The sequence below is a fragment of the Haladaptatus sp. W1 genome, from assembly GCF_001723155.1.
GTDB lineage: Archaea > Halobacteriota > Halobacteria > Halobacteriales > Haladaptataceae > Haladaptatus > Haladaptatus paucihalophilus.
In genome coordinates this window covers 69355-92670 of the sequence record NZ_MEIH01000293.1, presented here as the reverse complement: position 1 = coordinate 92670, position 23316 = coordinate 69355, and the positions used below count along the sequence as shown (strand labels likewise).

Sequence of the window (23316 nt, the reverse complement as noted above, 5' to 3'; positions counted from 1 at the left end):
AGAAAAGGACCTCATCAGCTACGCCGAGGACGAAGAGTTGTCGTTCATCGCCGACAGTAACCCGGCGAACGACAAGGCGAAGTTCGCCCTGCTGAACGCGAACATCGTCGACCCGCTGGAACGCGACGGCTACATCGAAGTTAGAAAGGTCGGACGACAAAAGCAGGTGACGCTGACCGAAACCGGCCACGACGTGCTGCGTGCGTTCCGACACAAACTGTAACGACGGAAATCGAACGACGGCGAGGTAGTGTTACGAGTTAGAATCGGATAGTGAGTTGAAACAGGGTCGTGAGTATCGATAGTATGGTGAGTTGCAATACTATCGACAGTCACATGGTAGAACTGAATTATCTATCCCAGAAGAACTAATCGATGACGACGTAGCGCCCCATCACACCCACCCTCCACGGTCGTCTCCCCTGACGACCCGCTTCGGCCCTCGCCGCCCCGGCTGTTCGGTTCTACCGACAGCCATCCCCCGCGGTCGTCTCCCCGACGACCCGCTTCGGCCCTCGCCGCCCAGTGGTCCCATGCTGCCCCATGGTTCCCGGTGGGGCGCGTACGCATCGTCATCTACTCTCCTTCGACGGCCGCCGAACCCACAGCTCCGAGCGACGGGAGCAAAATAGGCCCGACGCAAGAGAAGGCAAAACAGAAATCTTCGAAACTCGGCGGTATCTCGGAAGTCCCGTTCAGGTTAGCGGTTCATGCGGATGTATTCCATCAGACCGCGTATCGTCGCCTGCAAGTCCGCCTTATCGACCGGCTTTTCGAGGATGGTCTGTGCACCTCGGCTGACCGCCTTTTGGCGCATCGCGGGCGGAATCTGCGCCGCGAGGACGAGCATGGGAATATCGCGGTCGTTGAGTTGTTCACAGCGCTTCCAGATGTCCTCGGTGAAGCCGTCCACGTCCAAAACGGCGAGGGCAACGTCGTCACACTGTTCGAGCAGGGCGTCGAACTCGTCCATGCTGGTCGCGATTTCGACGTCGTAGCCGCCGTTTTTGAGGAGGTCGGCGAGGAGTTCGAGGTTTCGCTCCCGTTTTCCCAGCGCGAGGATGAGGGCCGCCTCACTCATTGGCCGACTCCGAACGTTCCCGTGCCAACTCAGGAGAGCCGGAGAGAACGCCGCTGAGTTCGGTCAGCGGTTCGCCGACTTTGAGACCGTGTTCCGTGATCTGGAACTCGCGGAGCATCCGTTCGAAGTCGCTGGTTCGTTTTTTCAGCACGCCGATGGCCTTGCGCATCTCGCCGGAAACTTCGAGATGCCGAAGGAAAACGATATTGTCGGCGAGATAGCTGATTCCCGCCTCCGTCGCCTGAAATTCGCCGGTCACGGTGTCGATTTCGTCCACCAGAATGACGGTGATACCCATGTTCTTCAGATACCGACAGAGGGTGTGGAGTTTGCGGACCAGCACGCGGTCGTCGTCGTCCCGGAGCGACAGTTTGTAGCCGTCGATACCGTCTATCATGACGATACTGGTGTCGTTCTCCTCGACGTCCGTTCGAACACGGTGGGCGAACTCGGTCGCCGAGCAGTCGAGGGGTTTCATCTCCTCGACGGAGAGCGACCCCTGTTCTTCCATCTGCCGAACCGGGATGTTGATGTTCTCGCTCCGTTCGCGGAACGTCTCCAGCGTCTCCTCGAACATGTACATGACGGAGCGTTCTCCCCGCCCGGCGGCCTCCTTCATGAACTGCGTTCCGACGGTCGTCTTCCCGACGCCGGTCGGACCGCTGAGGATGGTGATGGTGCCGCGCTCAAAGCCGCCGTGAAGGAGTTGGTCCACCCCCGGGACGCCGGAGGAGATGGATTCCAACTCGAACTCCCCGGAGTGATTTGCGGGGTTCAGTTCCGGAAACACCGCGATACCCCCGTCCGTAATGCGCATTGCGTGGTCACCCTCGTTGACCGACGACCCGCGGAACTTCGGCACGCTGATGGTGCGAGCGTACGCGGAGTGTTCGAGTTCGATAGTGCCGTCTGTCATGTACTGCAGGTCGTCGTCGGACGACTCGTCGCTGTGTTGGGACGTGAACAGGACCGTCGCGCCCTGCTCTTTCAGGTAGTGCATGAACGCGATGACCTGCTTTCGGAACTGGTACTCGTCGGACGTGAGATGGCGAAGACGAGTGAGCGGGTCGATGAACACCCGGTCGGGGTCGATGGATTCGACGCGCTCGGTTATCGCCTGCGTGAGCGGTTCCTGTTCGACCTCGCTCGGCGTGAAGATGTCGTAGGATTGCTCGTCCACGAATACGTCCGAATCCGGGCTCAAATCGAGAAAGTGTACGTCCGAAAGGTCGATATCAAGCGTCGAAGCGTTGTCGCGGATGTCGTCTTCTGACTCCTCGAGATTGACGAACAACACCGTCTCGTCCGACTCGACACCGGCGGTGAGATACTTCATCCCGAGAATCGTCTTCCCCGTCCCCGGGTCGCCACGAAGGAGATAGCTTCGTTCCGCGATAAACCCCCCGCGTAGAATCTCGTCGAGACCCGGTGTTCCGGTCGATATTTTTGTCAGATTTGAATCACTCATGCGCGCGTTGCTATAAATATCTATCCTCGCGGTATATTTCTATCGAAACACGGAATCCGTAATCGAAGGGGCGAGTGGTAGTTATACAGGGATTTAAGTGAAAACGCGAGCGGCGGGACTTTACCGCGACGATGCGAAAACTGGGTGAGGATGCTCCGCGATTGTACCCATCCCCTGACCCCCGCGACAACGGTGTACCCCGGCGACCCGACGGTCGAACGCACCCAGCACGCGACGCACGACGAGGACGGCTACCGCGTCACCCGACTCGAACTCGGAACCCACAGCGGGACGCACGTCGATGCGCCGAGTCACACCGAACCCGACGGTCGAACCCTCGATTCGTTTCCCGTCGAGACGTTCGCCTTCGACGCCCTCCGCATCGACGTCCGCGACAAAGCGCCGCGCGAACCCATCGAACGGGCCGATCTGCCCGACCCGACGGACGACGAGTTGCTCGTCTTCCACACCGGATGGGACGACCACTGGGGGACGGACGCCTACTTCGACCACCCGTATCTCACGGCCGACGCGGCGGCGTGGTGCGCCGACCGCGACTACCACGTCGCCATCGACGCCCTCAACGTGGACCCCACGCCGACCGAGAACGCGAGAGACGACGAACCCGACGGCGTGCCTGCCCACCACGAACTCCTCGGCACGGACCACCTCATCGTTGAGAACCTGACGAACCTGGACGGCCTTCCGCGTCGATTCCGGCTTTCGGCGTTTCCGCTGGCAGTGGAAGACGCGGACGGCTCGCCGATTCGAGCGGTTGCGGAGTGCTGGGAAGAGGAGAGCGGAGCGGGACGAACTGACGAACCGACAGATTGAATCCCGATCGAAAATGTCGGGGTTCAGGGATGACGCCTTCCGAATTCGACTGAACCTCATCGTCCTCCTGTTGCTCGTCTGCGCCTCGTTTCTCGGAGCCATCGCCGTCGGCGTGACGGGTGGGGAGGCGCTCGGTACGGCGATGCTCTTTTTGGCCGTGTTCGCCGGACTCTGCCTCCTCGTAGAGGAGTGGAAGCCCGGCGTCGAGGACGAGTTGAAACCTGCCGACGGTGCAAACGCCGAGGAGTCCGAAAGCGAATGGCGAGAACTGATTTTGAACCGAAGAACGGAGAAAAACGTCGAAAGCCCGCTCTCGTCCGGTCAGCCTTCCATGCCGCCGAACGAGAGCCCGCTCTCGATGTAGCGCTGGGCGAACAGGTACACGAGCACAATGGGCGTGGCGAACGTCAGCGCGAAGGCCGAGAACCGCGCCCACGGCGTCGAGTACTGCCCGACGAGGCTGTACAGGCCCACGGGAAGGGTGTACTTGCTCGTGCTGAGCAGGAGTTGCGCGACGATGAACTCCGTCCAGCCGGTGAGGAAACTGAAGACGAGCACCGTCGCCAGCCCCGCCTTCGACAGCGGGATGATTATCTCCCAGACGATGCGCCACGAGGGAGCTCCGTCCATCATCGCGGCCTCCTCGTATGAGGTCGGGATGTTGTCCATGTAGGTCTTCAACAGCCACGTGTTGAACGGGACGGCCGTCGCCGCGTAGTAGGCCGCCAGCGCCAGTTTGCTGTTGTCGAGGCCGAACTGGACAAACGTGGCGTAGAGCGCGATGAGCGCCGCCACGCCGAGCCCGCCGCCGATTTGGGTGAACAGGACGTACAGGTAGAGCACCTTCGACCGGAAGAGGAACTTCCGGCGCGAGAGCGCGTAGGCCGCCGGAATAACGATGGCCATCGTCAGGATGACGGTCGGCACCGCGACGGTGAAGCTGTTCCAGAGGAACAGCGGGAACTCCGAACAGCCGTCGAAGCGCGCGCAGTTCACCGTGGTCGAGACGCCGGGCGTGTGCAACGCGATTTCCGTCCCGAACAGGTGGATAGCGACGGTGTAGCTCGGAATCTCCATCCCGCCGAGCACCCAGAGGTACGCGTCGAACGAGGGTTTCTTCGGAAGGAGATGGATGCCGCTCGAACTGTAGAGCGACCCGCCGCTTCCCGAGAGCGAGGCGAGGAAAATCCAGTAGATGGGGAACAGCAACGCGCCGACCATCAGCAGCGCGAACGCGGTGGCGAGGAGTTTCGCCGCGACGAGACGCGGCGACACCTCGCCGGTCCGAAGGCCGACGACGGTGTACCGAACCGATTCGAGGGTGCGAGCCGGTGCGCCGAGGGCGTGTCGAACGTCGTCCGCGAACCCGCCGAGGATGCCGTCGCTCATTCGTCCACCCCCTCGGCGAGGCGGCCGCGTTTGACGTTCAGGAACATGAAGCCGCTGATGACGACGAGCGTCGCGGTCATGATTGCGGCCCCTTTGCCGTACTTGTCGAAGCGGAACGCCTCGCGGTAGCCGTACACGATGAGCAGTTCGTTCTGGCGGAGCGGACCGCCCTTGTTCATCACGTACGGGATGAGGAACTGCTGGAACGACGCCGCCGCCGTCAGAATCGACGCGAAGAGGACGGGGCGTTTGATGGACGGGAGCGTGACGTGCAGGAATCGGTTGAAGAAGCCCGCGCCGTCAACCATCGCCGCGTCGTGGAGTTCCTCGGGGACGTCCTGGAGCGCGCTGACGATGATGATGACCATGAACGGGTAGGCCAACCACGCCTCGGTGATGTTGTAGGCCAGAAGCGCCGTCCAGCGCTGGTCGAGCCACAGTATCGGCTGGAGGTGGAGTCCATTCAACACCTGATTCGCCAACCCGTACCGGGCGTTGCTGAAGATACCGCGCCAGACGGTGATGGTGAAGATGGTGGGAAGCCCCATCGGGATGATGATGAGCGAGCGCATGTAGCGCCGACCGATGACGTAGGGGTTGGTCAGCACGAGCGCGATGCCGATGCTCAGCGCGACCTTGAGCGAGACGCTGGTGGCGACGAAGAGCCACGAGATACCCATCGAGTTCCAAAAGCCCTCGTTGAGCGGGAGGGTTGTGCTGAACCCGAAGAGGACCAGCTTGAAGTGCGGCGCGCCGAACAGCACGTTCGCGTAGTTCTCGAAGCCGACGAACGAGAAACTGTTCGTGAACAGCGTCAGGTTCGTCGCGTCCGTGAACGACAGGTACACCGAGTAGAGGATGGGATAGAACATGAACGCCGAGAACAGAAACAGCCCCGGCAGTACCAGTAGTAGGGGCAGGTCGTCCCGGTCGAACACGGGGTTTTCCAGCGCTTGCGCGCCGCGTGTGAACGTCGAGCGAATACTCATTGCGAGGCCTTATTCCCAGTTCTGCTTGATGGTCGTTTCCGCCTCTTCGAAGGCCGGTTTGGCGTCCTGCTTGCCTTTGAGCACCTTGAGGAAGGCGTTTTTCACGGGGTCCCACACCTTGTTCATGTGCGGGGCGGTCGGCATGGGTTCACCCATAGTGACGGATTCGGAGAAGCCTTTGACCGCGGCCGGGAGGTCGTCGCTTCCCGCGAGATCCTTGTGGACCGGGATGAAGCCGTGGTCCTCGGCGAGTCCGAGGAGGAGGTCGGTGTTCGTGGTGTGCCACTCGGCGAACTTCCGACCGGCCGTGGCGTTCTTGCCACCCTCGTTCATTTTCTTGGCGAAGTACCACATCTTGACGCCGGTGTACGGTTTGGGCTCGCCACCCTTCGGTTTCGGTAACGGAGCGACGCCGACGTCCAGACCGGCGTCCCGGACGGTGCCGAGGTACCACGGGCCGTTGATGGCGAACGGGGCGTTGCCCTCGTTGAACACGGCGGCCTGCGGGTCGTACTTCTGGTCTTTCGGCGAGTATTTCGCCAGTTCGTCGCGCACGAACCGGAAGCCCTTGAGCGTCTCCGGTTTCGTGAGACCGAGTTCGTCCTTCTTCTCGTCGTAATAGAAGCCGCCGAACGCTTGCGCATAGCCGCTGATGAAGTAGGGGTCGATAGGGTACGAGAGGCCGTACTTTCCGTTCGCCGGGTCGTGGTGCTCGTCCATGATGGACTGCATCTCGCTCACCGTCTCTGGCGGTTCGTCCACCATGTCCTTGTTGTAGAGCAGCGCGACCGTCTCCGCGGCGTACGGCAGGCCGAGCGTCTCGCCGTTGAACTGGACCGCCCGTGCCGCCGCGTTGGTGTACGTCGATTCTGGGTCGACCGAAAGCTTGTCACTCTGGTCCGAGAGGAACCCTGCGAGTTGGTACTCGCCGACCCAATCGTGGGCCCACTGGAACATGTGCGGTCCCTTCCCGGCGGGGAGTTTGTTCTCGATGGTCTTCTGCAGGTCCGAAATTTCGGAGAGTTGTATCGAGTCGCCGGTCTTCTCGTGGAACGCCTTCACGTTCGCTTCGAGACTCTTTTTCGGTCCCTTCGGACGCGAGTGCCAGAGCTGTGCGGTCCCGCCGTTCGTCTGGTCGTTCCCGCCGTTGCCGTCGCCACCGTCTCCGTCGCCGTTCGACGTTTCCTCGCCGCTCGCGTCCTTGTCGTCGTCGTTCACACTGATACAACCCGCGAGGGTGATACCGGCCAGTGCACCGCCTGTCTGTAGGAATTTCCGCCGTGGGTACGACATGAGTTATCCGTTATGAAATATGACTTCACGTATTTAACCGTTAGGGATTTTCGTGTCGTTTTTGAATCGACATATTCGAGAGAAGCAGTTAGGCGGTCGATTTTGCCGCCTAAAAGTGGTATGAAATATTCCATCACAGATTTGGCGCGATGGGAAAGAACTTTACCGTGGTACGACACCACACGAGGTAATGGCAAAGCTTCGACTGGAGACCCTCAGAAAGGAGTTCGACCGCGGGCAGATCGTCGCGGTGGACGATCTCGGCCTCGACATCGAGGACGGGGAGTTCGTCACGCTGGTCGGCCCGTCCGGGTGCGGGAAGACGACGACGCTCCGTATGATAGCCGGATTGGAAAGCGCCACCAGCGGTCACATCTACATCGGCGACGAGGACGTGACGGACGTCCACGCGAAAAACCGCGACGTGGCGATGGTGTTCCAGAACTACGCGCTCTACCCGCACAAGACCGTCGAGGAGAACATGGGCTTCGGCCTCCGGATGAGCACCGACCTCTCGAAGGAGGAACGGCACGAACGGGTGTACGAGGCCGCCGAGATGATGGGAATCGAGAACCTGCTCTCGGACAAACCGGACGAGTTATCCGGCGGGCAGAAACAGCGTGTGGCGCTCGGCCGCGCCATCGTCCGCGAACCCGACATCTTCCTCTTCGACGAGCCGCTCTCGAACCTCGACGCCAAACTCAGGACCACGATGCGCACCGAAATCCAGCGCATCCAGCAGGAACTCGGGATTACGTCGGTGTACGTCACGCACGATCAAGAGGAGGCGATGACGATGGGCGACCGAATCGTCATCCTCCGGGACGGCGAACTCCAGCAGATGGGCGCGCCGACGGACGTGTACGACCGGCCGACGAACCGCTTCGTCGGCGGCTTCATCGGCTCGCCGAGCATGAATTTCATCGACGTCAACGCGACGCAGGAGGGCGGGACCGTCGTCCTCACGGACCGCGACGGCTCGTTCTCCTGTCGTCTCCCGTCGTCGTTCGCCGACCGAATCCGGGACGTGAACGGGGCGTTCACCGTCGGCATCCGCCCGGAGGACATCTTTCCCGCGAGCGAGCAGGACGAAAACGTCCTCACGACCACCGTGGAGGTCGTCGAACCCATCGGAAGCGACAACTACCTCTACCTCGACGCGGCCGATGACTTCATCGCGCGGGTCGATTCCGACGTTGAACCGGACCCCGGCGAGACGATTCGAGTCACGTTCGCGGAGGACGACGTGCATGTCTTCGACGGGGAAAACGGCGAGGTCGTCGGCGAGAAAGATACGGTCGCAGGAAAAGCCTCGGCCTGAAACAGATTCGATTCGGTCGTCAGTCGTCCGCGACTCGTTCCGTCGGTTGCAAGGCGTCCCGTTCGTCCAGCGCCGCGACCGTCGCCAGTCGAATCGCGTGGGGCCATCCGAGCGGCGTCGCGCTGTCGGCCGCGCCCGCGTCGAAGAACTGTTCAGGGAGGTAGCCGCTGTCCGCACAGAGCGGTCCGTCCGGCAGGAGAAGCGCGAGCAGGTCGCGCGAGCGGCGCGAGAACGCCTCGGCGCGCCGGTCGTCGCGCTCCGAAAGCAGGTCGGCCAGTTCGCTCGCGGCGTTGGCACCCCACGCCGTCGAAACCGTCCATATTTTGGGTGCGTCCTGTTCGCGGACCCGCCAGTCGTCGCCCTCGAACCGGGCGAGGCCGCGGATATCGCTCTCGTCCGGGTCGCGCCAGAGGCCGTCGAGGACGGCCTCGGTGTGGGAGACGATGCGGTCCACCTGTTCCGCGTCGAGGGCGACGACTGCCGCCGCGGCGCGGTGTGCGGCGGCGAGTGCCAGCGCGCTGGAATCCAGTCGTTCGTCGCGTTCGCCGTCGACGAGTCGAAGCGCGTAGAACTCGCCCGTCCACAGTTCGTCCAGTCCGTCGAGGACCGCGTTCGCGCCGTCCAACGCGCGGTCCCGTAGGTCGTCGGCCACCGGCGCGCGGGCGAGCGCGGCGTACCCTTCGAGGTACGTCGCGGCGGTGTGGGCGAACCGTCCGGTCATGTTCTCCCACGCGTTCTGGCAGTGGACCGGCAAGCCGTCGGCTTCGAGCGTGTCGTCGAGACCGTCGAGCGCCGCTCGGAGCGTCTCCCGAACCGTCGATTCGAGGTCCGAATCGAGATTCCGCGTTCGGAGGTAGGTAGCGAGGAACGCGATGACGCTCCCCGTCTGGTCGGCCTGATAGTCCGCCCCGTCGCCCGCCTCGACGCGGGCGTTCGCCCATCCGGGCGCGATGGTTCCGTCGTGGGGCCAGACGCGGTGAGGCCACGTACCGTCGTCGCGTTGCGTTTCGCAGTAGAGGCGCGCACTTCGGGCGTGCCAGTCCGACAACGAGAGGTCGAAGTGGCCGTCCGCGGCGAGCAGGAACCGCGAGATTTCCGCGTCGTCGCGGAACCACGTGTAGCCGTAGCCGCCGGAGTAGCGGTAGAACGGGTCGAAATCCGGTCCGGCGATGCGCGCGCCGGTATCGGCCGAGAGGAACGAGAGAACGCGCAAATCGTCGGTGACGGCGGTCGCCGTCGGCGTGTCGAGCGTCGCGTCGGGGGACCGTTCCGGGGACCGTTTCTCGGCGGCGGCGCGAAGCGCTTCGGCCGAATCGTACTTCGACGCGAGTTCCCGAACGCGGGAAAGCGCGTCCTCGCGCGGCGTTTCGCCGTGGTCGGCGAGCAACGAGACGAGCGTGGCACCCTCGTCGAGCGCGAGCGAGACGACGAGTTCGCCGCTGAGTCTGCTCTCCTCGTATCGCCCGGCGTCGCCCATCGGGGGAACCTCCTGCGGACGGTCCGACAGGAGGGTTTCGAAGTTCGCGGGAACGAGACCGTCGATTGCGCTCGGCCGGGGTGCCGTGGCGAGGTAGTCGTGTTCTTCGGCGTGAAACACCTCGACCGCATCGCCGTGGCGGAGTTGGCCGATTCTGTCGTCGCGGCCGTCGGGCGCGAACCCGAGGTAGGCGACGAGTTCGACGTCGCCGGAGGTCTCTCCATTCCCGACGAAACGCGTGAGGTGAGCGTCGTCGAGCGTCAGATCGTGCTGGGTGAGCGACCAGTCTTCGGCCTCGTGTTCGGTGACGACGAGGGCGGTGCCGTCGTCGTATCGCTGCGTCGAGTCGAGCGAGTCGAACCAGACGAGTTCGCCGTTCCGCCGAACGCCGAACCGGGAGCGGTCGATACCGTAGCGGCCGGAGAGCGGGTAGGAGTAGTCGCGGAGCGACCCGTGCGGGCCGACGTGGACGAGACGACCGCCGAGACCGGAGAATCGGCCCGCAGTCGTCCGGCGCTCACCGGGGAAACGGGTCGCGTTCCCGCAGTGACGTTTGAAATCGGAAAGTGCGTCACGGAGCGTCATCAGGTACCACCACGAGAAGCGACGGTAAAAGGCTTGGTGAAATAATCCTTCACAGATTATCGTCGGAGCGCAAGATAGTTAATCCTCCTCTTCGCCGTGGAACACATGCACAGTGTAGCTCCTCCGCGGTTTACCACGGTCGGCGAGTCGGTGGAACTGGCACCGCGCGACCCGGATCCGGATGCGGGTTCAGATGCGGACTCGGATGCAGATTCGGATTCGAAGTACAGTTGGACCGTCGAAGCGCGTCCGGACGGAAGTTCGGCGGTCGTCAGCGACGATGCGGTCGTCCACTTCACGCCCGACGTTCCCGGCGTCTATCGACTTCGCCTCACCGCGCCCGACGGCGAGCGCGAACGGTTCGTTCGCGCGTTTCCCGACGTGCGCCGCACCGCGCGGTTCGAGTTGCCGCTGTCCGACCTCCAGATACCCCACGAGGAACTGGAGTCCATCTGTATCATGGGACCGTTCAACGAGCAACTCGTGGGACGGGACCGCCCGACCTACGAGGACGGGGCGTACGTGTACGAGACGAAACTGCCGCCCGGGGAGCACCCCTACGGATTCCTGCTGAACGACGACCTCACCGAGCAGGTTCGGGGGACGCTCTCGGTTCCGGGATCGGGATGGCCGCGAATTCGTCTCGACGCGGAGCGGGAGGCAGGAGACGTCCTCGTCACGGCCGACGCGAAAGCCGCATCCGACAGCGACTACTCGGACGACGAACTCGCGGTGGAGTTCTACATCGGCGAGCGCGCCGGGAGCGCGCTCGCCAGCGGGGAGAAACGCGTTCATCGAGTCGAAAGCGACGGACGAACCGTCCGAATCCCCCGCGACGAAATCGGCGACGGGCGACGGGTTCACGCCGTCGCGGTCGGCGAGCGCCACAGCGTCGCCGACCGCGTGGAGATTCGCGGCGACGACGAAGCGGGTCGAAATCGGAACGCACGGACGCGAATCCACCGACCGAACGACCCGCCGGAGTGGGCGGCGTCGCCGACGGTGTACGAGATTTTCGTCCGGTCGTTCGCGGGGGAGACGGTCGATACCACCTTCACTGAACTGGAGCGCCGGGTCCCCTACCTCGAATGGCTCGGGGTGGACTGCGTGTGGTTAACCCCGATTCTGGGGAGTCCGACGACGCACGGCTATCACACGACGAACTACTTCGAGACGGCGGACGACCTCGGCACGCGCGCCGAATTCGAGTCCTTCGTCGCCGCCTGCCACGACGTCGGGATTCGCGTCATCTTCGACCTCGTTATCAACCACTCCTCGCGCGACCACCCCGCGTTCCAGATGAGCGCGGCGGGGGTACCCGAGTACCGGGATTGGTACGTCTGGGAGGAGGACGGGAAAGCGGGAGAAACGAAAGCCCAGCGCTACTTCAACTGGGAGCGGATTCCGAACTTCAACTTCGATTCGCTCGCGGTCCGGCGCTTCCTGCTCAACGTGGTGGACGAGTGGGCGGGACTCGTGGACGGGTTCCGATGCGACGTGGCGTGGGGCGTCCCCCACGAGTTCTGGAAAGAGGTCGCCGACCGCGTGCCCGCCGATTTCCTGCTCCTCGACGAGACGATTCCGCGCGACCCGGCCTACCACGAGGGCGAGTTCACGATGCACTACGACACGACGCTGTACGGTACGCTGCGCGACATCGGGACGGGGGAAAAACCCGCATCCGCCGTTTTCGACGCGCTGGAGGATTCGAAACGCGTCGGGTTCCCCGACAGCGCGGTCCATCTGAGGTACGTCGAGAACCACGACGAATCGCGCTACCGCGAGGAGTGCGGACGCGACGCGCTGAAAGCCGCCGCGGCGGCGACGTTCACGCTCCCCGGCGCGCCAATGATATACTACGGGCAAGAGCGCGGCATGACCGAATACCGGGGCAGGATGCGCTGGGACGACGGCGACGACGAGTTGACGGCCTTCCACCGCTCGCTGTGCGAAACCCGCGACGAGTTGTCCGTCCTTCGGGACGGAACGGTCGAGCGGGTCGAATGGGAGAGCGATTCGGAAGCGGTCGTCGCGTTCGCCCGCGAGACGGACGCCGAACGCATCGTCGTGGCGCTGAACTTCTCGGAACGGCCGCAACCGGTTCGAATCGACGAACGAATCGAAGCCGAAGACTTGGTGACGGGAACGCGGATTCCGACGGCGAGACGAGACGACGGCGGAACGCTCGCCGGGACCGAACTCCTCGTTTCGGATGCCCTCGTCGTTCGAGCCACCGGGGAAAGTAAATAGATACCCGAGAAACCATGAGCCAAGAAATGGACGACCGTACGCTCTCAGGACTCCTCCGCCAGTTCGGTCTCTCGGAGAAGGAAGTCGATACGTATCTCGCGATTCTTGAACAAGGTGAAGCCAAAGCCAGCACCATCGCCGACGACGCTGGGGTGTCGAAGCGGTACGTCTACAGCACCAGCGAGAAGTTGGCGGAACGCGGGTTCGTGGAGGTGAACGACCACGTCGTCCCGACCATGATTCGCGCCAACCCGCCCGAGCGGGTCATCGGCACGCTCGCCGACCGGGTGGAGACGATGCGGCCTGCCCTCGACGAGCGATACTCGGCGACGACCAGCGAACCCGACCAGTTCGAGGTCATCAAGTCCCGCGTCACCGTCATCAAGCGGATTCAAAACCGGCTCGCGGCGGCGAACGAGGAGGTCACGCTCTCGATACCCTACGAACACCTCCCCGAGGTCGCGAGCGAACTCGAAAGCGCGGTCGAGCGCGGGGTTCTCGTGTTGCTCGTCCTCAGTGGCGTTCACCGGGACGACGTGGACGAGACGGAGTTCGAGGGACTCGCCAGCACGGTCCGCGTGTGGCGCGAACCGATGCCGACAACACTCACGGTGGACAAGCAGTTCGGCCTCGTCGCGCCGACGGAGATGATAGTCCGCTCGAACAGCGACAAGCAGGCCATCACGTTCGCACAGGAACAGCTCGTGCCGGTTCTCGTCGGGTCGTTCTTCGGCAACTACTGGCCCATGGCGAACGAAGTGTACGCGACGGAACCGGTGGCGCTGCCGAAGACCTTCGACGACTTCCGCTCCGCCGTGTTGCAAGCGACGCTCCACCTCAGGAAAGGAAACAGCATCACCGCGCGCGTCACGGGACGGCCGGTCGGCGAGGAGACGGACCCCACGACGGTCGAAGGGAGCGTCGTCGACGTCCGCCAATCGCTGCTCGAACCGGCGTCGAACGCGTTCCCGGTCGAAGCGGCGCTCGTCCTCGAAACCGAGGACGGCGAAGTGACGGTCGGCGGTTCGGGGTCGTTCGTCGAGGACTTCGAAGCCGAGGCCGTGACGCTCGAATTCGCTCAGTAACGCTCGACGTGTCGTTCGAGGAGGGCCCGGTTCTTCCGATTCGCCTTCCACGCCGCGTCGAAAACAGAACCGAGTACGGGAACCGACCCGCCGAACGTGTCGATTGCGACGTTTGCGAGCATTCGTGCGAGCACGTGACGCGGAACGTCCATTCGGTACCCTTCGAGCGCGATATAGAGCGAGATGAGCGCCGAGGCGAGGTCGCCGCCGACGGGAAGCAAGCCGAGAATCGGGTCCAGACCGACACGAAACTGAGTCCCGGGGATACGAAACGCCTCGTCGAGGAGGCGGCTCACCGTTCGTACTCGCTCGATGGATTTCCGCTTGCGGCGAGGGAGCGTTTCGGGAATGTCGGCGGTGTTCATGGAGGTATATCCAGGCACTCCGTCGGGATAGGCGTTCCGGCAGTCAGGCGGCCGGGAGGAGGGCGATCCGGCGGTCGAGCAGGATAATTCGGCAGTCCAGTAGTCGAGCCATCCGACAGTTCGGCCGGTTCGTTTACGGAGAGGAGTACCGTCAGCGTCGGCCATGCGCGAGGTCGAAATCACGTCGATACATCGGATGACGCCGCGAGTCAAGCAGTTCGAACTCGTCGCGGACGAAGCGTTCGAGTACGAACCAGGCCATCACACCTACCTTCACTTCGAACGGGAGGGCGATGACGGTGAGAATGGAGAAACGCAAGACGGGGAAGTCGTCCGGCCGTACACCGCGACCGGGTTGCCTGGGACGGACAGCATCACGCTGGCGATAAAGCGCTACGACGACGGGACCGCCTCGGTGTACATGCACGACCGCGAACCCGGGGACACCATCGAAATCGAGGAGTTGGACGGCAACCTCTATCTCCGAGACCTCGATTCCGACGTCGCCTTCGTCTCGACTGGAACTGGAATCACGCCGATGATGGCGATGGTGAAACAGTATCTTCGGGACGGGACCGGCCACGCGACCTTCCTCTACGGCGAAAAGACGCAAGAGGACGTGATGTACCGCGAGACGCTGGACCAACTCGAAGCGGAGCACGAGAACCTGACCGTGGTCTACTCGCTCTCGAACGAGGACTGGAGCGGCCGAACGGGACACGTCCAAGCACACATCGAGGACGTCGTTCCGGACCCCGAAGCGACCGATTTCTACTGCTGTGGCGTCCCGGGAATGGTCGTCGAAACCACGGAGAAACTGGCCGACATCGGCCTCCCGGACCATCGAATATACAGCGAAGGATGGGAGGAGGACGAAGTTTCCGGGGAGTGAGCTTCCGAAACACCCAATCGAGCGGCCGGTGAGAGACGAGACATGGACGACACGCGCGTCACGGTGTGGAACGAATTCCGGCACGAGCGAGAGGACGAAGCGAGCGAGGAGTGCTATCCCGACGGCATCCACGCGGTGCTCGCCGAAGCGTTCGAGGAGCGAGGTTTCGCTGTCGAGACAATGACGCTCGACGAACCCGAGCACGGGCTGACGGAGGAGGTGCTCGACGAGACGGACGTGCTCACCTGGTGGGGGCACACAGCACACGACGAAGTGGAAGACGAAGTAGTTGAGCGGGTACAACAGCGCGTCCTCGACGGGATGGGGCTCATCGTCCTCCATTCGGGTCACTTCTCGAAGATTTTCAAGCGGTTGATGGGAACGAGTTGCGACCTGAAGTGGCGGGAAGTGGGCGAGCGAGAGCGCCTGTGGGTCGTCGAATCCGGCCACCCCATCGCGGACGGAATCGAAGAGCAAGTCGTCGTTCCGAACGCGGAGATGTACGGCGAACGGTTCGACGTTCCGGCCCCCGACGAACTCGTCTTCGTCAGCTGGTTCGAGGGCGGGGAAGTGTTCCGAAGCGGATGTTGTTACCGCCGCGGGTCGGGACGCATCTTCTACTTCCGACCCGGTCACGAAACGTACCCGATTTACCGACAGCCCGAGATTCAGCGAATCTTGGGAAACGCCGTCGAATGGGCCGCCGCCGGGAGCGGTGCCCGTCCCGAGTTCGGAAGGGTTCCCGAGCCACCCGAAGAACGGTAGCTCGATAGTCGCAACGGAGAGCCGAACACGTAGACTGGACCGAAATAGACGTACAACGAGCAGACAATTGATGTGAAACGATAGACGGGATAAACCGGAATACGTGAAGTATGTGATGTATCCAAGATGACGAGGACAAAGTTATATATTGGTCACATACGAGACGTGTAATGTAGAATGGAAGGTCGCCCGATTCGGGTGCTCCACGTCGAAGACAACGAGTTCTTCGGAACGATAGCGTCGCAAATCCTCCACCAGGAGATAGAGGACGTGACCGTTCGCACGGAGATCGTCCCAACGGACGCTCTGGCCCGCCTCGAACAGAAGCAGTTCGATTGCGTCGTTAGTGACTACGAGGTGCCGGAGATGGACGGCCTCGAACTGCTCGACGCGGTGCGAGAACGAGCACCCGAAATGCCCTTCATCCTCATGACGGGGGGCGGAAGCGAGAAAACGGCGAGCAAAGCGATTTCCGCTGGAATTACCGACTATCTCAGGAAAGGGACCGGAAAGAGACAGTTCGTCGCCCTCGCAAACCGAGTCGAGAACGCGGTCGCACATCGACGTGCGGAACAGGCGGTTCGACGCCAAATAGCGATTAACGAACTCATCTGGGGCATCAGCCAATCGCTTCTCGAAGCATCGACACGCGGGGAGATAGAGGAAGCCGTTTGCGAACGACTCGCAGCGTCCGAATCGTATCGCTTCGCGTGGATCGGAAAAGCCGATGACGACGGACGGATCGTTCCCCGCGTCTCCGCGGGAGTCGAGGCGGGATACCTCGACGACGTACTCCACACCGATTCGCAAGGATACCACTACACGCCGCTCGCACGCGCCGTCGAAACGGGACAGATGCAGATAACACAGAATATCGGCACGGATTCCTCCGCCGAGGAGTGGCAACGGAAGGCCCGCAAGCGCGGCTATCGGTCGAAGGCAACGATACCCCTCAGATACGAAAGCACCCTTTACGGGGTGTTGAACGTCTATTCTTCTCACCCGCACGCATTCGACGAAACGGAGCGACACGTCCTCTCGAAGTTCGGCAACAGCATCGTGTACGCCATCAACTCCGTTCGGACGCGACAGGAGTTGCTCCGTCGTGAACAACGCCTCCAAGTGTTCAACCGCATCCTCCGACACAACCTTCGAAACGACCTCAACGTCGTTCTCGGACACGCGGACAACCTCATAGAATCGGTCCCCGAGGCGACCGAAAGCGCCGAAATCATCAAACGAAAGGCGACAGACCTGATAGACGTCATCGAAAAGGCCCGCGAGGTCGGTCGAACGCTCGACAAACCCAGCCGGACGCGGGCCGCCATCGAAATCACGGGTCTCATCGAACGGACGTGCTCTGATCTCCGAGAAGCGTACCCTTCGGTCGAGCTCTCCGCTGATCTCCCCGAGAGGGCGTGGGTATATGGCGACAAAACGCTCGATACGGTCGTCAACGAGGTCGTCGAAAACGCCATCAAACACAACGACCGCGAACGGCCGACGGTGACGCTTTCGGTAACGACCGTCGAGGAGGACGAGAAACGGTGGGTAGAGATCGTCGTTGCAGACGACGGACCGGGAATCCCGGAGGAAGAACAGGCGGTACTCATCGAAGGGAGAGAAACCGCCCTCCAACACGGTAGCGGACTCGGATTGTGGCTGACGAACTGGATCGTCGGTAAGTTCGGAGGCGAGCTACACTTCGGTACCAATCAGCCGATGGGGAGCATCGTGACGATTCGACTCAAACGCGCCGATCCGTCGGTAGGGTAGTCGAGACACATCGGATAGTGGAACTCGTTGGATAATCGGAACCCGTTGGATAATCGGAACCCGTTGGATAATCGGAACCCGTTTTCTCTCCGTCGGCCGTCGGGACGGGACAATTCGACCGGCAGTTGCGCGCGCCTGCTGCAAACAACCTGTTACAATCTCGCTCCTGGTACCGTCCTCACACCGATAGATGGTGACCCCACTCGGATTGAGAATCCATTCTGCTTCCGTTAGTTTCTCGATTTTTTAACATCAGAGGAACATTCAACAATAAATATATAGTGGTGAAGGAAAATGATCGGAATGAGATGAGCACTGAACTCCCACGTACCATCGACCGCTTCCGACAGCCGGAGTACACGGGTGAAAATCGCTGTACACCCTGTACGATAGTCAACGTCGCTATCGCCGTCGTCGTCAGTACGATACTGACGTTTCCAGCGATGCCGCTCGGGATCGCGTTCTTCGCGTTCAGTATGGCCGCGATTTATCTCCGCGGGTACCTCGTTCCCGGAACACCGTGGTTTACGAAAACCTACTTCCCCGACTGGTTGCTTCGAAAGTTCGACAAACACGAAATGCCGACCGCGACACCGGAACCGACGGACCGCGAGCCGGAGGATGTTCTCTCCGAGGCGAACGTCGTCGAACCCTGTGCCGAAATCGACGACCTCTGCCTCGACGAGGAATTCCGCTCGGCATGGCACGAGAACATGGAGCGCGTCATGGCGGACGGTGCTGAAAAGCGGGACTTGAGTCGGATTCTTGGCGCGGACGAATCGGAGTTGGAGTTCGAAGAGCACGACTCCGCCTTCATCGCCCGAATCGAGGGCCGCCGACTCGGCCAATGGGAATCTCGACCCGCGCTGATCGCCGACCTCGCGGCCGCCCGCGAGCTGAGCGACCGATACGATCACTGGGACGACCTCTCCGTCGACAACCAAAGCCGCATCCTTAGCGGCCTTCGTATCTTCCTCGATACCTGCCCGGAATGTGGTGATAATATCACGGCGGAGCAGGAAACCGTCGAGTCCTGCTGCCGGTCGATGGAAGTCGTCGCCGCCACCTGTGAAGGGTGTGACGCACGTATCCTCGAAGTCGAACAAACCGAATAAGAACCCCGTTATTCGGCCTGTTTCTACCGAACGATGTAACAATCGTAACAATCGACCTTCTTCCAATTCCGCTTCAAAACACAGTGTCAACGATTGTGTCAGTGGAAAGGCAGGTCGATTCGATGGAAATGGGAATTTGATTGGTATTTGGTGGGGGTTTGATTGGAGTTTGATGGGGATCGAATTGGGATGGGGATCGAATAAATGAGAGAACGAGCCGAAGTCGAGGTTCTCAGCCACACCACTGTTTCCGTTGTTTCTACGCTCGACAGACCGAATTCGGAGGTTATAAATTCATTGATTTTCTAGAAGAAAAAACGTCGTAGAACGAATGAGAACCCAACTGATGGGAAATACTTGCATATACCGAGAACTCGTTGACTCCTCTATTTCCGCTGTTCTCTCTCCCGAGCAACGATGGGATTGTTTCGAGGAGGTTATAAGCAACCCCGCGATTTCCGCTGTTTCCGTCGCTTCGTCGAATTACTTGACGACCCCATGGTTTCCGCTGTTTTCAACGGGACCACCGTGTGTTCTGTCGGTGCTGTGGCTGCCGTATCGTCACTGTTTTCTCGCTGTTGTGGGACCGATTTCTCGCCGTCGGCGAACCAGTCGGTACTGTCGAACAAGTCGTTCTGTTGAACAGGTCGTTACGGCGAATCGGTCGTTATGGTGGATGGTCGTTACTGGTATATCCTCACTACAGTCGCAGTCTCCTCGTGACCCGTATTTGTAGAACTCGTGTTGCTATCGTTCGCTGTAGGCGAGTAGTGGGTGAGTAGTAGATAAGAAGTAGGTGAGTAGTGAGCCGTACTCTGATAGCAGAATGGTGAACATCACAATCCGTGCTGTATCCCATCTCGACTGTACCGTTCAGTCTGGGATATCCATCGTCCCCTTGCTGATGCCGACCCGAACCGAAGTACACGGTCCTACACACCCCACGATTTCCGCTGTTGGACGAATGAAACGTGCGGTGCCACCAAACGGAATGAGAATATGGGTAAGGGGACACCCACCCCATGATTTCCGCTGTTTTGGTGGGAAAGGGTGGGGGGGAGGGGGTGGGGGAGAAGAGGGAAGAGAAGTTCAATCCCACTCAACGGGTGAACATCTGTGCCGAACAGCGGAAACAGAGGAGTTTCTGCCGTACAGAGAACGGACCAAAAAGACGGGAAAGTCGCGGTAAAAGCGTCCCTCCTTGCTGATAAAGCAGTTCAGCTGGGATATGAATCGAAAAGGTCGAGAACAACCCACTAGTTAAACCCATGGATTATCTTTGAATGAGATTCTAAAAAATGAACCGGGAAACGCCTCGGGAAACGACTGGAAAAAGCCACGAAAGCCGTAGTGTCAAATAAAACGTCATTATGAACTATAGTTGCTTGAACTATAGTCTAGTTTAATAGAATTATTAAGTTGTTCTTTTTCGCTATTACGGGTATTGTTATACGATATAGGTAATAAAAGTACCGCCTTCTAGAGACCGCCTTCCTCCACCCCCACCATCCTTTTCCCAAAGACTCCGGAAACTATGGGGTGGGTGTCCGTTTATAAACGACTCGTGTCTTTTCAACACCTCGCCATCAACTAAACACGTGAATTCTACGGCCAAATAACCTCTTCCTCGATTCTACTCGAATAGATTCTCCTCGTCATCTTCTCCAACCCCATCGTTTCCGCTGTCCGTCTCACTTCTTCTCCGACGTGTTCGCACTCCGTGATTCTCCGTTTCTCGTCCGTGATCACCTTTTCCGATTTCCCTTTCCGGATTTCTCTTCTCGTTCTTCCTTTCCGTTCTCCCTTTTCGCTCCCCCTTCCGGTTTTTCGTCTCCAAGTTACCGAGTCTCGGAGTTACCGAAACACTTCCCCGCGGACAACGGAAACGATGCACCGGGACAAATCCTGAGAGGGCTTAAATCATTCGGAACAAAAGAAACAAAGGACGGCCCAGTTTTATATACTCGACCGTGAATACGTTGTGTAATGACCTCGTTTAGTTTCGACCGGGATAACTCCCTTTATAAAAATCGGGACGCCCTTTTGGAGGAGTACACGCCGAATAATCTGGTCGGTCGGGACGACGAACTCGAAGAGTATCACGCCGCACTGCAACCGATAATCAACGGGGAAGCGCCGTCGAACATCTTTCTGTACGGGAAAAGCGGGGTCGGAAAAACCGCTGCGACGCGATTTCTTCTGAACCAACTGCAGGAAGACGCCGCACGGTACGACGATATCACCCTCTCCGTCGTCGAGATCAACTGCGACGGTCTCAATTCGAGCTACCAGGTCGCGGTTCGGCTCGTAAACACGCTCCGTGACCCGGCTGATCAGATCAGCAACACCGGCTATCCGCAAGCACAGGTCTACAGCTTCCTCTGGGACGAACTCGACGAACTCAACGGTACCATCATCATCGTTCTGGACGAGGTAGACCACATCAACGACAATTCCATTCTCTATCAAATCCCTCGCGCGCGGAGCAATGGATACCTCGAACACGCCAAAATCGGCCTTATCGGCATCAGCAACGACCTCTCGTTCCGCGATTCGCTCTCGGCGAAAGTTCGCTCCTCGCTCTGTGAAAAGGAAGTCTCGTTCCCGCCGTACGACGCGACGGAACTCCAGAAGGTGCTTTCCCAGCGTGAACAGGTCGCGTTTCACGAGAACGCCCTCGCGGAGGACGTGATTCCGCTCTGTGCGGCGTACGGTGCACAGGACGCCGGTGACGCACGACAGGCGCTGGATTTGCTCCTCGAAGCGGGGGACCTCGCACGGAAGGACGCGGCCGGGCAGGTTGTCGACCATCACGTTCAAGAGGCGCGCCGGAAACTCGAACGCGACCGCATCATGGAGGGCGTCGCGGACCTCACCCAACACGCGCGTCTCATCCTCTACGCGCTCACGTCCCTCGAAGCGGAGGATAACTCCCCCGCCCGTTCGCGGGATATCCGCCCTCGGTACGAGCAACTGTGTAACCACATCGGCACCGAGGCGCTCACGAGCAGGCGAATGCGCGACCACCTCGCCGACCTTGCGATGCTTGGCGTCATCTCTTCGACCGAGAAAAACGAGGGAATGTCCGGCGGGAAGTACCGCGAGCATGCGCTCAAACAGGACCTCCATCTCGTTGTGAGCGCCCTCGAAGAGACCATCGAACTCGCTGGCGTCCACGAAAGTATCCGCCCGTACTATCAGTCACTGCTCGACGAGCGCGAGGACTGAGAAAGAGGTGTACACGAGAGGCGAGAATGGGTGAGGAGTGAGAATGAACGTCGACTGCGGAACGAGGCTGTACGAGGAACGAAGGATAACGCACGTCCTCACGCCTAACACCACCGTTTCCGTTGTAATGGCAACGTCACTGTAGTCGAATTAACTCCACAATTTCCGTTGTTTTTCCGATGCCGGGTTTTGATTCCCGTATATAACCGCTCAACCCCTCCATTTCCGCTGTTCTTCGCAGCTCATTCTCCGAATCCCGCCCTTCTCTCCTTTCTACCGTTCTTTGTTCTCCAAATCTCTTCTCCGTCATTTCTCCGACTCACTCCACGCCGACGCTGATGCCGCCGCGTCCGGGTGCTTTCGGTCGCTCACCGAGAACGACCGTCTCCGACAGCCGTTGCCCGTTTCGGACGAGTTCGACCTCTGCCTCCTCTCCCGGTCGCGCTTCGATGAGGAGGTGTCGCATCAACTCCTCGTGTGAACGCACCGCTCGTCCGTTCATACCGACGATGACATCTCCACCGACGGGGACGTCGCGTCCGCGGAGCGTTCGCACCGATTCGCATCCCACGAGGGCACCGCTCGCCGGACCGAGACGCACGTCCACGACGAGCACCCCGCGCGTCTCCGCTAACTCGTTCGCCTCGGCGACGAGCGGCGACACGTCTACCGTCGAGATTTTGAGGTACGGATGGCGGTAGGTGCCGGTTTCTATCAGCGTCGGTACGACCCGAGAGACGATGGCTCCCGAGATGGCAAAGCCGATGCCGTCCCCCTGTCGAGCGCGGTTGACGCCGACGACTTCCCCGTCGAGCGTCACGAGTGGTCCGCCGCTGTTTCCGGGATTGATGGCCGCGTCGGTCTGTACGGTGTCGGGAATGGCGAAGCCGTTCCCGGTGGGGAGCGAGCGATTCGTCCCACTGACGATACCCGTCGTAATCGTTCCGTCGAGTCCCATCGGGTTCCCGAGCGCGGCGACCCGCTGTCCCGGCGTCGGCGCATCCGCCGCAACGGCGAGCGGTTCGGCGTACGCCGGAAGGTCTGTGACTTCGACGACCGCGAGGTCGGTTCCACCGTCTCGTCCGACGACGCGTCCGGTTCGCCAGTCGCCCTCGCTGAATCGGAGTTCCACCTCGTCGATACCGCCGACGACGTGCCCGTTCGTCACGACATATCCGTCCGGCTCCCGCTGGGCGCCGTGGTCGTATATGAATCCCGACCCCGCGCCGCTCCTCGTCGGGCCGTTCACGTCCCGCGGCGTGACGTACACCGACACGACCGACGGAATCGTTTCGTCGTACAACCGTTCGTATAGCGACTGTTCGTTTATGGGGTGCTCATCTGCCAACTGCTCGTCCGTTTCGTATTTGTCGTCTGACTCGTGTTCGTTCATGCTTCGTTCG

19 protein-coding genes are annotated in these 23316 nt (G+C 60.8%); 11 read left to right on the top strand and 8 right to left on the bottom strand.

The genetic code is table 11. From position 1 onward, the window contains the following. The coding region (locus BG842_RS14515; RefSeq protein ID WP_254663180.1) for a DUF6293 family protein at positions 1–223 on the top strand (223 nt) is incomplete at its 5' end. Between the two features lie 477 nt (positions 224–700). Here BG842_RS14515 and BG842_RS14510 read toward each other — a convergent pair. Both BG842_RS14510 and BG842_RS14505 read right to left on the bottom strand, forming a co-directional pair. Further along, entirely contained in the window at positions 701–1081 is a 381-nt protein-coding gene (locus tag BG842_RS14510) for a two-component system response regulator (protein ID WP_069449183.1), read from the bottom strand. Beyond that, positions 1074–2549: an ATPase domain-containing protein gene (locus BG842_RS14505; RefSeq protein ID WP_069451288.1), complete on the bottom strand. Its 1476-nt coding sequence runs from the start codon at positions 2547–2549 to the stop codon at positions 1074–1076. The genes BG842_RS14510 and BG842_RS14505 overlap by 8 nt, the downstream gene beginning before the upstream one ends. A 150-nt stretch (positions 2550–2699) precedes the next feature. On the opposite strand from BG842_RS14505, the gene BG842_RS14500 reads away from it, so the two are divergent. After that, positions 2700–3383: a cyclase family protein gene (locus tag BG842_RS14500; RefSeq protein WP_069451287.1), complete on the top strand. Its 684-nt coding sequence runs from the start codon at positions 2700–2702 to the stop codon at positions 3381–3383. Positions 3384–3396: 13 nt separating this feature from the next. After that, complete coding sequence (locus BG842_RS14495; protein ID WP_254663179.1) at positions 3397–3747, top strand: hypothetical protein; 351 nt, start codon at positions 3397–3399, stop codon at positions 3745–3747. Here the strand turns inward: BG842_RS14495 and BG842_RS14490 are convergent. The 3 genes from BG842_RS14490 to BG842_RS14480 are packed head-to-tail and all read right to left on the bottom strand — an operon-like array spanning position 3705 to position 7054. Further along, positions 3705–4772 carry a sugar ABC transporter permease gene (locus tag BG842_RS14490; protein ID WP_069451286.1) on the bottom strand — a complete coding sequence of 356 codons (1068 nt, stop codon included), beginning with the start codon at positions 4770–4772 and terminating at the stop codon, positions 3705–3707. The genes BG842_RS14495 and BG842_RS14490 overlap by 43 nt on opposite strands. Further along, positions 4769–5761: a carbohydrate ABC transporter permease gene (locus BG842_RS14485; RefSeq protein WP_069451285.1), complete on the bottom strand. Its 993-nt coding sequence runs from the start codon at positions 5759–5761 to the stop codon at positions 4769–4771. The genes BG842_RS14490 and BG842_RS14485 overlap by 4 nt, the downstream gene beginning before the upstream one ends. Positions 5762–5770: 9 nt before the next feature. Continuing rightward, entirely contained in the window at positions 5771–7054 is a 1284-nt protein-coding gene (locus BG842_RS14480; RefSeq protein WP_069451284.1) for an extracellular solute-binding protein, read from the bottom strand. Positions 7055–7244: 190 nt separating this feature from the next. Between BG842_RS14480 and BG842_RS14475 the strand changes: the two genes are divergently transcribed. Further along, positions 7245–8375: an ABC transporter ATP-binding protein gene (locus BG842_RS14475; protein WP_069451283.1), complete on the top strand. Its 1131-nt coding sequence runs from the start codon at positions 7245–7247 to the stop codon at positions 8373–8375. A gap of 19 nt (positions 8376–8394) precedes the next feature. Here the strand turns inward: BG842_RS14475 and BG842_RS14470 are convergent, their stop codons facing one another. Then, positions 8395–10437, bottom strand: coding sequence for a glycoside hydrolase family 15 protein (locus BG842_RS14470; protein WP_069451282.1), 2043 nt, complete (start codon positions 10435–10437; stop codon positions 8395–8397). A gap of 105 nt (positions 10438–10542) precedes the next feature. Between BG842_RS14470 and BG842_RS14465 the strand changes: the two genes are divergently transcribed. Both BG842_RS14465 and BG842_RS14460 read left to right on the top strand, forming a co-directional pair. Continuing rightward, a complete protein-coding gene (locus tag BG842_RS14465; protein WP_069451295.1) occupies positions 10543–12687 on the top strand; it encodes an alpha-amylase family glycosyl hydrolase in 2145 nt (714 codons plus the stop codon). Between the two features lie 26 nt (positions 12688–12713). Beyond that, complete coding sequence (locus BG842_RS14460; protein ID WP_069451294.1) at positions 12714–13772, top strand: TrmB family transcriptional regulator sugar-binding domain-containing protein; 1059 nt, start codon at positions 12714–12716, stop codon at positions 13770–13772. Here the strand turns inward: BG842_RS14460 and BG842_RS14455 are convergent. After that, on the bottom strand, positions 13766–14137 hold the full coding sequence (locus tag BG842_RS14455; protein ID WP_069451281.1) for a DUF4112 domain-containing protein: 372 nt from the start codon (positions 14135–14137) through the stop codon (positions 13766–13768). The two genes, BG842_RS14460 and BG842_RS14455, sit on opposite strands and share 7 nt — an antisense overlap. A 163-nt stretch (positions 14138–14300) precedes the next feature. On the opposite strand from BG842_RS14455, the gene BG842_RS14450 reads away from it, so the two are divergent. From BG842_RS14450 to BG842_RS14430, 5 genes are all read left to right on the top strand, one after another. Further along, positions 14301–15029, top strand: a complete 729-nt coding sequence (locus BG842_RS14450) for a ferredoxin--NADP reductase (protein WP_069451280.1) — start codon at positions 14301–14303, stop codon at positions 15027–15029. Positions 15030–15071: 42 nt separating this feature from the next. Continuing rightward, entirely contained in the window at positions 15072–15794 is a 723-nt protein-coding gene (locus BG842_RS14445) for a ThuA domain-containing protein (protein ID WP_069451279.1), read from the top strand. A gap of 177 nt (positions 15795–15971) precedes the next feature. Beyond that, a complete protein-coding gene (locus BG842_RS14440; RefSeq protein ID WP_069451278.1) occupies positions 15972–17570 on the top strand; it encodes a response regulator in 1599 nt (532 codons plus the stop codon). A 308-nt stretch (positions 17571–17878) separates the two neighbouring features. After that, positions 17879–18685, top strand: a complete 807-nt coding sequence (locus tag BG842_RS14435; RefSeq protein ID WP_069451277.1) for a hypothetical protein — start codon at positions 17879–17881, stop codon at positions 18683–18685. A gap of 1986 nt (positions 18686–20671) precedes the next feature. Continuing rightward, a complete protein-coding gene (locus BG842_RS14430) occupies positions 20672–21913 on the top strand; it encodes an orc1/cdc6 family replication initiation protein (protein ID WP_083252540.1) in 1242 nt (413 codons plus the stop codon). 319 nt (positions 21914–22232) lie between these two features. Here BG842_RS14430 and BG842_RS14425 read toward each other — a convergent pair whose 3' ends face one another. Beyond that, on the bottom strand, positions 22233–23306 hold the full coding sequence (locus tag BG842_RS14425; protein WP_069451275.1) for a S1C family serine protease: 1074 nt from the start codon (positions 23304–23306) through the stop codon (positions 22233–22235). Between the last annotated feature and the right edge of the window lie 10 nt (positions 23307–23316).

Excerpts from the sequence above, each read along its gene's own strand:
- BG842_RS14435 (WP_069451277.1), top strand. The coding sequence starts at position 17,879 with ATGAGCACTGAACTCCCACGTACCATCGACCGCTTCCGACAGCCGGAG.
- BG842_RS14490 (WP_069451286.1), bottom strand. The coding sequence starts at position 4,772 with ATGAGCGACGGCATCCTCGGCGGGTTCGCGGACGACGTTCGACACGCC.
- BG842_RS14440 (WP_069451278.1), top strand. The coding sequence starts at position 15,972 with ATGGAAGGTCGCCCGATTCGGGTGCTCCACGTCGAAGACAACGAGTTC.
- BG842_RS14430 (WP_083252540.1), top strand. The coding sequence starts at position 20,672 with ATGACCTCGTTTAGTTTCGACCGGGATAACTCCCTTTATAAAAATCGG.
- BG842_RS14425 (WP_069451275.1), bottom strand. The coding sequence starts at position 23,306 with ATGAACGAACACGAGTCAGACGACAAATACGAAACGGACGAGCAGTTG.
- BG842_RS14470 (WP_069451282.1), bottom strand. The coding sequence starts at position 10,437 with ATGACGCTCCGTGACGCACTTTCCGATTTCAAACGTCACTGCGGGAAC.
- BG842_RS14500 (WP_069451287.1), top strand. The coding sequence starts at position 2,700 with ATGCTCCGCGATTGTACCCATCCCCTGACCCCCGCGACAACGGTGTAC.
- BG842_RS14460 (WP_069451294.1), top strand. The coding sequence starts at position 12,714 with ATGGACGACCGTACGCTCTCAGGACTCCTCCGCCAGTTCGGTCTCTCG.
- BG842_RS14450 (WP_069451280.1), top strand. The coding sequence starts at position 14,301 with ATGCGCGAGGTCGAAATCACGTCGATACATCGGATGACGCCGCGAGTC.
- BG842_RS14465 (WP_069451295.1), top strand. The coding sequence starts at position 10,543 with ATGCACAGTGTAGCTCCTCCGCGGTTTACCACGGTCGGCGAGTCGGTG.
- BG842_RS14495 (WP_254663179.1), top strand. The coding sequence starts at position 3,397 with ATGTCGGGGTTCAGGGATGACGCCTTCCGAATTCGACTGAACCTCATC.
- BG842_RS14480 (WP_069451284.1), bottom strand. The coding sequence starts at position 7,054 with ATGTCGTACCCACGGCGGAAATTCCTACAGACAGGCGGTGCACTGGCC.
- BG842_RS14445 (WP_069451279.1), top strand. The coding sequence starts at position 15,072 with ATGGACGACACGCGCGTCACGGTGTGGAACGAATTCCGGCACGAGCGA.
- BG842_RS14475 (WP_069451283.1), top strand. The coding sequence starts at position 7,245 with ATGGCAAAGCTTCGACTGGAGACCCTCAGAAAGGAGTTCGACCGCGGG.
- BG842_RS14510 (WP_069449183.1), bottom strand. The coding sequence starts at position 1,081 with ATGAGTGAGGCGGCCCTCATCCTCGCGCTGGGAAAACGGGAGCGAAAC.
- BG842_RS14505 (WP_069451288.1), bottom strand. The coding sequence starts at position 2,549 with ATGAGTGATTCAAATCTGACAAAAATATCGACCGGAACACCGGGTCTC.
- BG842_RS14485 (WP_069451285.1), bottom strand. The coding sequence starts at position 5,761 with ATGAGTATTCGCTCGACGTTCACACGCGGCGCGCAAGCGCTGGAAAAC.
- BG842_RS14455 (WP_069451281.1), bottom strand. The coding sequence starts at position 14,137 with ATGAACACCGCCGACATTCCCGAAACGCTCCCTCGCCGCAAGCGGAAA.